Here is a 12,425-nt window from a genome sequence, read left to right on the forward strand (position 1 = left end):
CGATCAGTCGATGGGTGGTTCGCCGGGGTCCAGCTCGATCAGGTCGCCGTCGGCCATCAGGTCCTCGATCGAGGCCGGCAGCAGGTACGCCGCGCCGCCGCCGGGCTGGTTGAACCACGGGATCGCCACCCCGGCCAGCGCCTCGATCGGCCGCTGCACGCGGTAGACGTGGTACGGCCTGCTGACCCATTCCGGCACCAGTGAACGCTCCTCGAACGGCGTGCCGGCCGCGTAGGTCAGGTTGCCGTTCGCGTCGCCGAACCGGTCGAGCTCGCTGCCCGCGGGCAGCGGTCGCATCTCCTTGCCGCGGAACAGGGTCAGCGGCGGCTCACCCGGCATCGGCTGGATCGGCCACTGCGAGCCCCCGCCGCCGGTGCCGTTCTGCTGCGCGGCCGGGCGCGCCGGCTCACGCCGCTGGGGCTGCTGCGGAGGCGGCTCGCGGCGCGGCGGAGGCGGCGGCACCGGCGCGGCCAGCATGGTCGGCGGCGCCTCCAGCATCGTCTCCTCCTGGCGCGGCTCACCGGCCGGCGGCGACGGCGGCTCGACCCGAGCCGGGGGTTCCGGCCGGGACGGCACCTCCACCCGCGAAGGCAGGTCCGCCCGCGAAGGCAGGTCCACCCGGGACGGCAGGTCCGCTCGCGACGGCAGGTCTGGCCGTGGCGGCTGGTCCCCGTGCGTCAGCAACTCCGGTAGTGGCTCGGCATGGGGCGGCTGGTCCGTGTGCGCGAGCGGCTCACCTTCGCGGCGCCGCTCTGTACTCGGACCGCCGTTGACGGGCGCGGTGTCATCCATCTCGACCGGCGGGGCGGCGGGCACCGGCGCCACGGCCCGGCCGCCCGGGTCGAGCAGCAGCTTGCCGAGCATGAACGCCGCCGCGTCCTGGGCGTCGCCGAACACCGCCGGGTTGGTCAGCTCCTTGTCGTACCAGCCGACACGCCAGCCGGACTCGACCGGCTCCATGCTCCAGCCGTGCTCGGCCGGCTCGCCGAGGCGGTACGCCGACTCGGGCACGCCGAGGTCCTTCAGCCTGCCGCGCAGCATGTCCAGCGCCGGCTCCGGCTGCGGTTCGGGCTGCGCCGAGGGCTGAGGCGCGGACTGTGGCGGCGGTGGCGGTGTCGCGGGCGCGGCGGGCGGCACGAGCCGGGTCGCCGTCGGGCCGTCCTCGGGCTCGGGCGCCCGCTCCGGCTCGGGTTCGGGCTCCGGGAGCACCGAAGCCTGGACCATCGTCGGCGGGCCGTCGTCCAGGTTCGGCATCGGCGTGAACGTCGTTGGCTGCTCGACCTGCGGCGGTTCCTGGGGCTCGTCGGCTTCCGCCTGCTCCTCGAAGTGCGGCTCGGGTTCCGGCGCGAGTGGCTCGGGCGGCGCGGGTGGCTTGGTCGGCTGTTCCGCGAGCGGCCGCGCGGGCCGCGTCGGCGGGGGCTGGTTGCCACGAGTCAGATGCGCGTTCGCCGCCTGGAGCGTCTGCTCGGGCACCTCCGGGAGCCGGAACCCGGTCTGCTGGATGTGCGCGACCAGCTCACCCTCCGGGGCGACGCCGTACTCCTGCAGGTAGTAGTTCACTGCGGCCGGCCAGATCCAGGTGCCGTCGGTGTGGAAGGCGACCGGCACCTTCGGCACCGGCGGTGTGGCGAGGCGGTCGAGGTCGAAACCACGCTCGGTCAGCACCACGGGCGCGGCGCCGAGGTACTCGTAGAGGCGGTCCAGTTCCTCCGCGTCCAGTTCGGGCCGGTTGAGCACCGGGCGGCCGTCGGGGCCCTGGCCGTCGAAGATCCGGGCGATCCGGAACCGCGGGCCGGGCTGCTCGGCGCCGAGGCCGGACATCCGGCGCATCAGCCAGTCCGGCACGTTCTCTTCCGAGCGCGGGAACATGCGCAGCTCGTCGGTGTAGGCCTGCGGCGGGGGTTGCAGATCCCAGCGGGGCTCTTCGCGGTCGTACTCGAGGTTGTAACTCGATGGGTGGTCGAGCTGGTAGCGGGCGTTGAACCAGGTGCCCCTGCCCTCGCGGTACATGCCCGCGCGCAGGCGGCCGAACAGGGTCGCGATGTCGTGCGTGGCCATCCACTCGCCGACACTGCCGTCCTCGGACAGCACCTCGCCGGTGAGCTCGTGGTACCGGCCCACGGCCCGGTACTGCGCGGTCACGCGGCGCCAGTCGCGTGGTGCGGCGCGGAGCAAGGCCAGCCCGATCTGCTTGACCAGAGTGTCCTGCTCCGTCGCGTTCAGCTGCGTCGTCGGTTGAGCCACCAACTCATTTTGACGGGTGCCCCGGGTGAATGCACAACACCCGCACCTTTATCACGATTGACCTGTGCGAATACCTCACAGGTGGTACGGAGCGTCCAACCGGCACTACGCAAAGTGGTCTCTGTCAGAATGGGCGGCGTGACGGCGAAGGTTCTCGACGGCAAAGCGACCAAGGACGCCATCTACGCGGAGTTGAAGCCACGGGTGGCCGCGCTCGCCGGGCGGGGGATCAGCCCGGGGCTCGGCACCGTGCTCGTCGGCGACGATCCCGGTTCGCATTCTTATGTGCGGATGAAGCACGCGGACAGCGCGAAGGTGGGCGTCAACTCGATCCGCCGCGATCTGCCCGGCGACATCAGCCAGGACAAGCTCGAAGCGGTCATCGACGAGCTCAACGCCGATCCGGCCTGCCACGGCTACATCGTGCAGTTGCCCCTGCCCAAGCATCTGGACACCGGCCGTGTCCTCGAGCGGATCGCCCCGGAGAAGGACGCCGACGGGCTCGCCCCGGTCAGCCTCGGCCGGCTCGTGCTGAACCAGCCCGGCCCGCTGCCGTGCACCCCCTACGGCATCATCCGGTTGCTGCGCCGCTACGAGATCCCGATCGACGGGGCCAACGTGACCGTCGTCGGCCGTGGCATCACCGTCGGGCGTTCGCTGGGGCTGCTGCTGACCCGCCGCACCGAGAACGCGACCGTGACCTTGTGCCACACCGGCACTCGCGACCTCGCCGCCGAGGTGCGGCGCGCGGATATCGTCGTCGCCGCGGCCGGGGTGCCCGGGATCATCACCGCGGACATGGTCAAATCCGGTGCGGCCGTGCTCGACGTCGGCGTCTCGCATGTCGAGGGCAAGCTGACCGGGGACGTCGCGCCCGGGGTCGACGAGGTCGCCGGATGGCTGTCCCCGAACCCCGGCGGGGTCGGCCCGATGACCAGGGCGATGCTCGTGACCAACGTGGTGGAGGCGGCCGAACGTGTCGTCGCCTCGCGGTAGCGGCCGTTCCGCGGTGACCGAGCACGTGCCGTTCGGCGTCGTGCTCGTGCTGGTCGCGGTCGCCGCGGTGCGCATCCTGCAGTACCACTGGCGGCAGGGCGCCGTCATCATCGGCGGCGCCCTGCTCGTCGCGGCGGTGTTCCGGGCCGTGCTGCCCGACGTGCGCGCGGGCCTGCTGGCGATCCGCGGCCGCCCGGTGGACGTGCTGACCTACGCGGGTCTCGGCACCGTCGTGCTGTTCCTGGCCTTCACCATCACCAACGGCCCGTTCGGCAGTTGACCACTCACGCCTCGGCGAGGGCGGGGACCGCGGCCTGGCGCCGGTCGAGCACGCCGGAGACGGTGGCGATGGACAGGCCCAGCACCGACAGGATCGCACCGACCATGTTCGGCGCGACCAGGCCGAGCCCGCCCGCGATCGCCAGGCCGCCCAGGTAGGCGCCGATCGAGTTGGCGATGTTGAACGCCGACTGCACCGCGGCCGACACCAGCGACGGGGTGCCCCCGGCCTTCTGCATGATCCGCGTCTGCATCATCGGGCCGATCATGAACCCGGCGACGCCGACGGCGAAGATCGTCACGGCCGCGCCGATCTTGCTGTGCGCGGTGATCGTGAAGATCGCGAGGACGGCGGCGAGCGCGAACAGTGCGAAGTACAGGCTCGGCATGAGCGCCCGGTCGGCCAGCCGCCCGCCGAGCAGGTTGCCGATCGTCATGCCGACCCCGGCGAGCGCGAGCAGCAGCGTCACGTTGCGCGGCGCGTAGCCCGCCACGTCGGTGAGCATCGGCGCCACATAGGACAGCGACGCGAACACGCCGCCCATCCCGACCGTCACGATCGCCAGCGCCAGCCACACCTGCGGGCGCCGGAACGCGCCGAGTTCGCCGCGCAGCGAGGCTTCGGCCGGACGGCCCTGGTGCGGCACGAGCTTCGCGATCGCGGCGATGGCGAGCACCCCGATCCCGGCGACGACGCCGAACGTCGCGCGCCAGCCGACCTGCTGGCCGAGCAGCGTGCCCAGCGGCACGCCCACCACGTTGGCCAGCGTCAGCCCGAGGAACATCATGGACACGGCCTTGGCCCGGTTACCGGGCTCGACCAGGCTGGACGCGACCACGGCCCCGGCACCGAAGAACGCGCCGTGCGGCAGGCCGGCGACGAACCGGAAGAGCACGCCGAACTCCTGGTTCGGCGAGAGCGAGAAGAGCAGGTTGCCGAGCGTGAACAAGGTCATCATCGCGAGCAACATGGTCTTGCGCGGCAGCCGGACGGCGGCCGCGGTGAGCAGGGGCGCGCCGACGACGACGCCGAGCGCGTAGCCCGTGATCAGGTAGCCGGCCGACGGGATGGACACCCCGAAATCGGCGGCCGCCTGCGGGAGCACACCCATCATGACGAACTCGGTGGTGCCGATTCCGAAGGCACCGATGGCCAGCGCGAGCAGCGCGACGGGCACGGTTCTCCTTTCCAGGACGGAACTGCATCGATAAAGACCGTGGACATGAATAAGGACAGCCAGTGCGCGTCGCGGCGCGTCGGGCTGTCCCGCATCCAGTGTGAACGGAAGGGCGAGGCGCTGTCATCCCGCGCCGGGGGTGACGATCCTTACGTAACGATGCTGGTCAGGGATGCGATCGGGGGACGGGCGGACGAGCCCCGTCCCGATCGCGGGGCGGGGCTCGACGGCTTCCGTCACTTCTCCGGTGCGCCGACCTCGCAGTCGGAGCCCGGGAACACGAGGCCTTCATGGCCGTCGGCGAAGCGCACGAGGTAGGGCGGCCTGCCTTCCTCGCCGCGCACTTCGACGATTTCGCCGTGTCGTTCGCCGGAACCGACCGTCCGGCCGTGCACGAGTATCTGGTCTCCCACGGTTGCGCGCATCATTGATACCTCCGCCTGGTCCAGCGTAGTGGCGCCCGCGCGTCGCGTCGAGACTTCGCGAAATGGCTGAAGTCGCAACAAAAACCCGATCATGAAAGGTCCATACAGGACGGTGCTAAGGGGCCTAGGTGGCCGCCTTCGCGGCCTTCTTGAACGCCCGCACCTCGGCGAGCGACTCGGCACCGGTCACGTCCGCGATGGAACGCCGCGACCCGTCCTCGCCGTATGCACCGGCGGCCTCCCGCCAGCCCGCGGGCCTGACCCCGCGCTGCTTGCCTAGCAGGGCGAGGAAGATCCGCGCCTTCTGGTCGCCGTAGCCGGGCAGCGCCTTGAGCCGCTTGAGCACTTCCTTGCCGTCGGGTTTGCCCTCGGTCCAGATCGCCTCGGCGTGCCCGTCGTAGTGCCCGACTATGTACCGCGCGAGCGCGTGCACCCGGCGGCCCATCGAACCGCCGTAGCGGTGGATCGCCGGTTTCTGCACGCACAGTTCGACGAACTCGTCCTCATCGGACTCGGCGATCTTCGTGACGTCGAAACCGCCCATCCGGTCGGCGATCTTCTTCGGCCCGATGAAGGCGATCTCCATCGCGACCTGCTGATCGAGCAGCATCCCGGTCAGCAGCGCGAACGGATCTTCACTCAGCAGCTTGTCGGCCCCGGCGTCGCCGGTGAGAGTGAGCTTCTTCGGCATGACGACATCTTCGCACGGGATCGGACGGGCGGCTCCGGCTCGAGCTCAGCCCGGCAGCTCGTCGAACTCGACGACCTGCCGCACCTCGACCTCGACGTTGTCGAACAGGTCGGCGTACTGCTGCGCCAGCTGGACGGCTTCGGCCCTGTCCTCGGCGTTGATCAGCCCGAACCCGCCGATGACCTCCTTGGCCTCGGTGAAGGGCCCGTCGGTCGCGGTCACCCCCGCGGCCTTGGTCTTGCGGACCCGCGCACCCTTCTCGGACGGGTGCACCCCTTCCGCGGTGATCAGGATGCCCCGCTCGCTCCAGTCCTGGATGAACGCGCCCATCTTCTCGATGAACTCCCGGCTCGGGTTCCAGTTGACCGGGTCGCTCTCGGACAGCCGGTGCATCATCAGAAATCGCATCGCTCGCTCCTCATCGTCTGGTTTCGATCAACCGTCACCCGTGCGTCGAGCGAAGGGGGGCCGTTTCGACACCGTGCGCCAGAATTCTTTCAGGCGAGCGGAGCGAGCGCCTCGGCCAGCGGTTCCAGGATGTCCGGCTTCGCCCGGTGCGGCAGGTTCATCACCACCAGATCGACGCCGGCCTCCATGTACCCGGCGGCCTTTTCGGCTGCGGGCCCGATCCCGTCGGCCGGATCGACCACGACGTTCACCGAGCACACGATCTCCGCCGGATCGCGGCCGACCTCCTGGCATCGCACGAGCAGCGTGTCCTTGAGCTCCGTCCAGTCGTCCGGGCTCCGCACGATCGCGTTCCAGTGCTGCGCCCACCGCGCGACCGCGCCCAGCGTCCGGCGCGGGCCCCGGCCGCCGATGACGATCGGCGGGTGCGGGCGCTGCACGCTCTTCGGCTCGCAGCGGGCATCGGTGAGCTTGAAGTGCTTGCCGTCGAAGTTCGTGACCTCCTGCGACAGCAGCCCGACGATCACCTGCACGCCCTCGTCGAACAGGTCGAACCGCTCGCGCAGCGGCGGCAGGTCGATGCCGTAGGCGTCGCACTCCATCTGGTTCCAGCCCGCGCCGAGGCCGAGCTCGAGACGTCCCTCGGAGATGACGTCGATGGTCGCGGCCATGTTCGCCAGCACGGCCGGGTGCCGGTAGATCATGCCGCTGACCTGGCAGCCGATCCGGATCCGGCGGGTGGCCTGTGCGAGCGCGGCGAGCATCGACCAGCCTTCGAAGTTAGGGCCGGCCAGATCGCCGGTCAGCGGGTAGAAGTGGTCCCAGTTCCACGCCGATTCGAACAGGTCCACGTCGTCCGCGACGAGCCAGACGTCCCGCATCTCGGCCCATGTCGTGTGTTCCGGCCTGGTCTTGATCCCGAAGCGCATAAGCGGAAACCTACGCCGAACCCGGCGCCCCGGGCCACGCCAGGCGACTGCGAGACTGGGCGTTCGTCACCACTTGCGGCGCGGCGTTCTCGCTAGCAGTACGCTTGTACCGCATACCACAGCGCCGAAAGACTGATACGCGAGGATCCGCGAGAGGAGCGCCGCCGCTCATGGCCAAGATCAAGGTCGAGGGCACCGTCGTCGAGCTGGACGGCGATGAGATGACCCGCATCATCTGGCAGTTCATCAAGGACAAGCTCATCCACCCTTACCTGGATGTCAACCTGGCCTACTACGACCTTGGCATCGAGGAGCGAGACCGCACCGACGACCAGATCACGATCGACGCGGCGAACGCGATCAAGGAGCACGGGGTCGGCGTCAAATGCGCCACCATCACCCCCGACGAGGCCCGCGTCGAGGAGTTCGGCCTGAAGAAGATGTGGCGGAGCCCGAACGGCACCATCCGCAACATCCTCGGCGGCGTCGTCTTCCGCGAGCCGATCATCATCCAGAACATCCCGCGGCTCGTGCCGGGCTGGACGAAGCCGATCATCATCGGCCGGCACGCGCACGCCGACCAGTACAAGGCCACCGACTTCAAGGTCCCCGGCCCTGGCACCGTGACCATCACCTACACCCCGGACGACGGCTCGCAGCCGATGGAGTTCGAGGTCGCCCGCTACCCGGAGGGTGGCGGCGTCGCGATGGGCATGTACAACTTCCGCAAGTCGATCGAGGACTTCGCGCGCGCTTCGCTGCAGTACGGGCTCGACCGTGGTTTCCCGGTCTACCTCTCGACGAAGAACACGATCCTCAAGGCCTACGACGGCATGTTCAAGGACACCTTCCAGGAGATCTTCGACACCGAGTTCAAGGCCGACTTCGACGCCAAGGGACTGACCTACGAGCATCGCCTGATCGATGACATGGTCGCCGCGTCACTGAAGTGGGAGGGCGGCTACCTCTGGGCCACCAAGAACTACGACGGTGACGTCCAGTCCGACACCGTGGCGCAGGGCTTCGGCTCGCTCGGCCTGATGACCTCCGTGCTGCGCACCCCGGACGGCAAGACCGTCGAGGCCGAGGCGGCGCACGGCACCGTCACCCGGCACTACCGCCAGCACCAGCAGGGCAAGCCGACCTCGACCAACCCGATCGCGTCGATCTTCGCCTGGACCCGCGGCCTCGAGCACCGCGGCAAGCTGGACGGCAACTCGGAGCTGATCGGCTTCGCCAACAAGCTGGAGCAGGTCGTCATCGAGACCGTCGAGAGCGGCAAGATGACCAAGGACCTCGCGCTCCTCGTGGGCAAGGACCAGCCGTTCCAGACCACCGAGGAGTTCCTCGCGACGCTGGACGAGAACCTGGCCAGGAAGATCAACCAGGGCTGAGTCTTTCCGCAGGTTGGGGCGCGCACCGGGTTCGGAGCGCGCCCCTTACTCATTGTGACGGTCTGGTCACTTGCATTGCGGCCTCCGGGTGGTTTCGCCCGTCCGGCCTGTCGCCGGTCCACTTTGTGTGGCTACCCTTACTTAGAGCGTTTTCGCAGACCGGCGAGGAGAGAGCCGTGATCCTGGGCATTCCGAAACGGATGCTGATCATCATCGCCGTGCTGGCCGCCATCGGGATCATCTACGTGATGGGCGCGAGCAAGCGCGCTTCCGAGGGCGCGACCGGCGGTTCGAGCGGCTGCAAGGTCACCGTGACCGCGGACGTGCTCAACGTGCGGGCCGCGCCCGACGTGCACTCCGAGATCGTCGGCAAGTTCAAGCAGAACGCGGAGACCGGAGCGGAACCGGTGGTGCAGAACGGTTTCCGCAAGCTCGCCGACAGCAAGTGGGCGGCCACGGACTTCCTCAAGCCGGTCGACGGCGCCACCTGCGGTTAGCACCGGATCCGTAGCCCTTCCGACGCCGCGAGCACCTCGCCGGCGAAGGTTTCCCGCGCCTGCGCGACGGAGACCGAGCGGTCGCTCCCGGGCCAGAAATGTGTGAGCAGCAGGCGTTTCGCGTTCGCCCCGGCGGCCGCGGTGCCCGCCTCGCGGGCGGTCATGAGGTATCGCGGCCCGGCGGGTGGCGGGCTCTGGAGGGTCGCGTCCGCGATGAACAGGTCGGCGTCACGGGCCAGGTCGGTCAGTTCGGGCGCGGGACCGGTGTCGCCGGTGTACGCCACGGTGACGCCGGGCGCGGTCAGCCTCACCCCGAAGTTCGGCACGTGATGGGGGAGCCGCCGGGTCTCGAGGCGGAACGGTCCGACGGCGGTGGCGCCGGCGAGGTCGTGGACGTCGAACACGTCAGTCGGATGTGGGTGTGGTTCGAGGGCCTCCAGCACACGCGGCACGCCGGGCGGGCAGTACAGCGGGAGCCTGCCTTCGCCCGTGTAGTGGTGCCGACGGCCGACGGCGTTGACGTCGACGCAGTGATCGGGGTGCTCGTGGGTGACGAGCACGGCGTCGACGGTGCGCGCCAGCCGGGCCGCGGTGCCGAAGCCGAGGTCCATGACGAGGCGGAAACCGTTGTGCTCCAGCAGGAATCCGCTGCACGCCCGGTTCGGCTCCGGCCAGGCGCCGCAACTGCCCAGTACCGTCAGGTCGGTCACCGGGGCAGTGTGTCAGGAATTGTGGGTGGGCGCCGGTAGCCTGCTTTGCGTGCTGACCATCTCCACTGTCAACGTCAACGGCATGCGTGCCGCCGCCAAGAAGGGCTTCGTCGAATGGCTCGCCGCGAGCGAGGCCGACGTGATCGCCTGCCAGGAGGTCCGCGCCGAGGCCGGCCAGCTGCCCGAGGAGGTCGTGGCGCCGCCGGGCTGGCATGCGCGCCATGCGGCGTCCTCGGTCAAGGGGCGTAACGGGGTCTCGGTGTACAGCAGGGTCGAGCCGGTGCAGGTGCGCACCGGTTTCGGGGAGCCCGAGTTCGAGGAGAGCGGGCGGTATCTGGAGGTGCACCTGCCGGGGCTGATCGTGGCGAGCGTGTACCTGCCGAGCGGGGATGCCGGCACCCCGAGGCAGGAGGAGAAGGAGCGCTTCATGGCCGCGTTCCTGCCTTACCTGGTCGAGTTGCGCGCGAAGGCCGGGGCCGCGGGCTCGGAGGTCGTCGTGATGGGGGACTGGAACATCGCGCATCGCGAGATCGACCTGAAGAACTGGAAGTCGAACCAGAAGAACTCCGGCTTCCTGCCCGAGGAGCGGGCCTGGCTCAGTCGTGTGTACGACGAGGCCGGCTACGTGGACGTGCAGCGCAAGCTCGCCCCGGAGGGTCCGGGCCCGTACACCTGGTGGTCCTACCGCGGCAAGGCCTTCGACAACGACGCGGGCTGGCGGATCGATCTGCAGGTCGCGACACCCGGCCTCGCCGAACGAGCGGTCTCGGCGCGGGTGGAGCGCGCGGCCTCGTATGCGGAGCGCTGGTCGGATCACGCGCCGTTGACCGTGACGTACCGGTCCTGATCAGGCACAATCAGGTCAGGAGGTGGCTGCCGTGCACAAGTCGATCGAAGCGAAACGGGCTGAGATCGAGGAACTGTGCCGCGCGCTTTCGGTGCGGCGCCTGGACCTGTTCGGCTCAGCGCTCGGAGACTCGTTTGACGCCCAGACCAGTGACGTCGACGTGCTCGTCGAATTCGAAGCCGGGCCGGGTTTCGACTACTTCGGCACATACTTCGACCTGAAGGAAGGGCTCGAGCGGATCCTCCGTCGCCCAGTCGACCTCGTGAGCGCTACCAGCATTCGCAATCCCTATTTCAAACGGCAGGTCCTGGACACTCGGGAACTTCTCTATGCCGCGTGACGCTCGAGCGTACTTGTGGGACGCGCTTCCGGCTGCGGAACTGCTACGCGAGTTCGGAAAGGGCGAGGATCTCGCCAGTTACCGGGCGAATGCCATGTTACGTTCGGCTGTTGAGCGGCAGTTCGAGATTATTGGCGAGGCTCTGAATCAGCTATCCAAGACTGATGGGACGCTCGCCGCGCAGGTGCCTGATCTCGGCCGTATCGTCGCCTTCCGAAACATCCTCATCCATGGATATGCGACGGTCGACGACGCGCTGGTCTGGCAGGTGCTCGCGGACCGGCTTCCTGGGCTGGCCGACGGTTTGCGGCGACTCTTGGAGACGTAGCAGATGCCGGCTTTCAGCCCACCAGCGCGGAAAGCCGGTCCAGGAACGGCTGTTGCCCCTTCAGCAGCTTGACCCTCGCTTCCGCGAGCGGGAACCACGCGAAGCGGTCCATCTCCGGGAATTCCCGCATCTGCCCGGATCCCTTGGGCCACTCCATCTCGAACGTGCCCGGCACAACCTGTGCGGGGTCGACGTCGCCGTCGAGGGCCCAGGCCGTCACGACCTTGCCGCCCGACTGGCGGACCGAGCCCAGTTCGGCGAGCACACCGTCCGGCACCGGCAAGCCGAGTTCCTCGGTGAACTCCCGGCGGGCGGCGGCCTCCGGCTCCTCGTCGGGCTCGTGTTCGCCTTTCGGCAGCGACCAGCCGCCCGCGTCCTTCCTCGCCCAGAACGGGCCGCCCATATGTCCCAACAGGACTTCGAGCTCGCCGTTCACCGTGCGGTACAACAGGATTCCCGCGCTCTGCCGGGCAGTCACGCGGTGAACACCCCGTCCAGGTAAGACTGCCAAGCCCGCTCCGCACCGGCGTTGCCGCCGAACAGGTGCGCCGACACGTCAACGGTGCCGCCGAAATTGTTCCGGCCGAAGACCCGGTACATCGCGTCGGGTGTGCGCAGGCCGAGGAAATACGGGTTCAGATAGTCGACCACCGCGTCGGCGGGCGCGAGCCCGGGCAGTTCGAGCCGCACGGTTTCGTCCACCGCCGCAACGCCGAGCGATTTCTTCACCGATTCCAGCGCGGTCGGGAACGAGGAGGCAGACGGACCGTTGACCTCCGCGTACACGGCCGACTTGCCGCCGAAGTACCGCAGGTACTGCCCGAGCGTGTGGTGGTAGAAATCGGTGTGCCTGCTCGCGCCGTCGTACTGGCTGTCCCAGTCGTCGGTGAAGATTCCACTGTGGACGTATCGGAGCGCGGCCGTGCCGCCGTCACGAGCGGAGATGATGAAGTCGAGCGCGTTGAACCAGCCGTCTTCGCCGTCCTGCCGGACGGTGAACCGGTGCGGCGGCTCCCAGTTCCGCACCATCGGACTGTCCGGCTCGGGCGCGGGGGTCGGGAACATCCAGTTCGCCGTGCCGGTGGTGACCGCGGCGAAGACCTCCTCCGGCGTAGCCGGCAGCACGACCTCCCGCTCGATCTCGAATTCCTTGCCCATG

General features: G+C 69.2%; 16 protein-coding genes. 7 read left to right on the top strand and 9 right to left on the bottom strand.

The window, feature by feature from the left end; genetic code table 11:
- Window positions 1-3: 3 nt before the first annotated feature.
- Window positions 4-2,244, bottom strand: coding sequence for a TNT domain-containing protein (locus tag FG385_RS27430; protein ID WP_139099686.1), 2,241 nt, complete (start codon window positions 2,242-2,244; stop codon window positions 4-6).
- 138 nt (window positions 2,245-2,382) lie between these two features.
- On the opposite strand from FG385_RS27430, the gene FG385_RS27435 reads away from it, so the two are divergent.
- Both FG385_RS27435 and FG385_RS27440 read left to right on the top strand, forming a co-directional pair.
- A complete protein-coding gene (locus FG385_RS27435; protein ID WP_139099687.1) occupies window positions 2,383-3,240 on the top strand; it encodes a bifunctional methylenetetrahydrofolate dehydrogenase/methenyltetrahydrofolate cyclohydrolase in 858 nt (285 codons plus the stop codon).
- Entirely contained in the window at window positions 3,221-3,520 is a 300-nt protein-coding gene (locus FG385_RS27440; protein ID WP_139099688.1) for a DUF3017 domain-containing protein, read from the top strand. Before FG385_RS27435 ends, FG385_RS27440 begins: the two co-directional genes overlap by 20 nt.
- 4 nt (window positions 3,521-3,524) lie before the next feature.
- Here FG385_RS27440 and FG385_RS27445 read toward each other — a convergent pair whose 3' ends face one another.
- The 5 genes from FG385_RS27445 to FG385_RS27465 form a co-directional block, all read right to left on the bottom strand.
- A complete protein-coding gene (locus FG385_RS27445) occupies window positions 3,525-4,697 on the bottom strand; it encodes an MFS transporter (protein WP_139099689.1) in 1,173 nt (390 codons plus the stop codon).
- Between the two features lie 236 nt (window positions 4,698-4,933).
- Window positions 4,934-5,122 (bottom strand): DUF1918 domain-containing protein, encoded by a 189-nt coding sequence (locus FG385_RS27450; RefSeq protein WP_139099690.1) that lies wholly within the window; start codon window positions 5,120-5,122, stop codon window positions 4,934-4,936.
- 124 nt (window positions 5,123-5,246) lie between these two features.
- Window positions 5,247-5,813, bottom strand: coding sequence for an HhH-GPD-type base excision DNA repair protein (locus FG385_RS27455; protein WP_139099691.1), 567 nt, complete (start codon window positions 5,811-5,813; stop codon window positions 5,247-5,249).
- Between the two features lie 45 nt (window positions 5,814-5,858).
- On the bottom strand, window positions 5,859-6,221 hold the full coding sequence (locus tag FG385_RS27460) for a YciI family protein (RefSeq protein ID WP_139099692.1): 363 nt from the start codon (window positions 6,219-6,221) through the stop codon (window positions 5,859-5,861).
- Window positions 6,222-6,310: 89 nt separating this feature from the next.
- Window positions 6,311-7,150: a TIGR03560 family F420-dependent LLM class oxidoreductase gene (locus tag FG385_RS27465; RefSeq protein WP_139099693.1), complete on the bottom strand. Its 840-nt coding sequence runs from the start codon at window positions 7,148-7,150 to the stop codon at window positions 6,311-6,313.
- 170 nt (window positions 7,151-7,320) lie between these two features.
- Here FG385_RS27465 and FG385_RS27470 point away from each other — a divergent pair, with 170 nt between their 5' ends.
- Complete coding sequence (locus FG385_RS27470; RefSeq protein ID WP_139099694.1) at window positions 7,321-8,544, top strand: NADP-dependent isocitrate dehydrogenase; 1,224 nt, start codon at window positions 7,321-7,323, stop codon at window positions 8,542-8,544.
- 176 nt (window positions 8,545-8,720) lie between these two features.
- A complete protein-coding gene (locus FG385_RS27475) occupies window positions 8,721-9,041 on the top strand; it encodes an SH3 domain-containing protein (RefSeq protein WP_200834681.1) in 321 nt (106 codons plus the stop codon).
- Here the strand turns inward: FG385_RS27475 and FG385_RS27480 are convergent.
- Window positions 9,038-9,751, bottom strand: a complete 714-nt coding sequence (locus FG385_RS27480; protein ID WP_139099695.1) for an MBL fold metallo-hydrolase — start codon at window positions 9,749-9,751, stop codon at window positions 9,038-9,040. The genes FG385_RS27475 and FG385_RS27480 overlap by 4 nt on opposite strands.
- A gap of 25 nt (window positions 9,752-9,776) precedes the next feature.
- Between FG385_RS27480 and FG385_RS27485 the strand changes: the two genes are divergently transcribed.
- The 3 genes from FG385_RS27485 to FG385_RS27495 are packed head-to-tail and all read left to right on the top strand — an operon-like array spanning window position 9,777 to window position 11,266.
- Complete coding sequence (locus FG385_RS27485; protein WP_407645552.1) at window positions 9,777-10,598, top strand: exodeoxyribonuclease III; 822 nt, start codon at window positions 9,777-9,779, stop codon at window positions 10,596-10,598.
- A 31-nt stretch (window positions 10,599-10,629) separates the two neighbouring features.
- The gene (locus FG385_RS27490; protein ID WP_139099696.1) at window positions 10,630-10,938 is read left to right on the top strand and encodes a nucleotidyltransferase family protein; all 309 of its coding nucleotides are present in this window, start codon (window positions 10,630-10,632) and stop codon (window positions 10,936-10,938) included.
- 13 nt (window positions 10,939-10,951) lie between these two features.
- Window positions 10,952-11,266 (top strand): HepT-like ribonuclease domain-containing protein, encoded by a 315-nt coding sequence (locus tag FG385_RS27495; protein WP_235022826.1) that lies wholly within the window; start codon window positions 10,952-10,954, stop codon window positions 11,264-11,266.
- Between the two features lie 13 nt (window positions 11,267-11,279).
- Here FG385_RS27495 and FG385_RS27500 read toward each other — a convergent pair whose 3' ends face one another.
- Together FG385_RS27500 and FG385_RS27505 are read right to left on the bottom strand one after the other, a co-directional pair.
- Window positions 11,280-11,744, bottom strand: coding sequence for an NUDIX domain-containing protein (locus FG385_RS27500; RefSeq protein WP_139099698.1), 465 nt, complete (start codon window positions 11,742-11,744; stop codon window positions 11,280-11,282).
- Window positions 11,741-12,424, bottom strand: coding sequence for an SRPBCC family protein (locus FG385_RS27505; RefSeq protein WP_139099699.1), 684 nt, complete (start codon window positions 12,422-12,424; stop codon window positions 11,741-11,743). Before FG385_RS27505 ends, FG385_RS27500 begins: the two co-directional genes overlap by 4 nt.
- Window position 12,425: the final 1 nt, after the last annotated feature.

Source organism: Amycolatopsis alkalitolerans (genome assembly GCF_006152065.1).
In the GTDB taxonomy this organism is placed as follows: Bacteria; Actinomycetota; Actinomycetes; order Mycobacteriales; family Pseudonocardiaceae; genus Amycolatopsis_E; species Amycolatopsis_E alkalitolerans.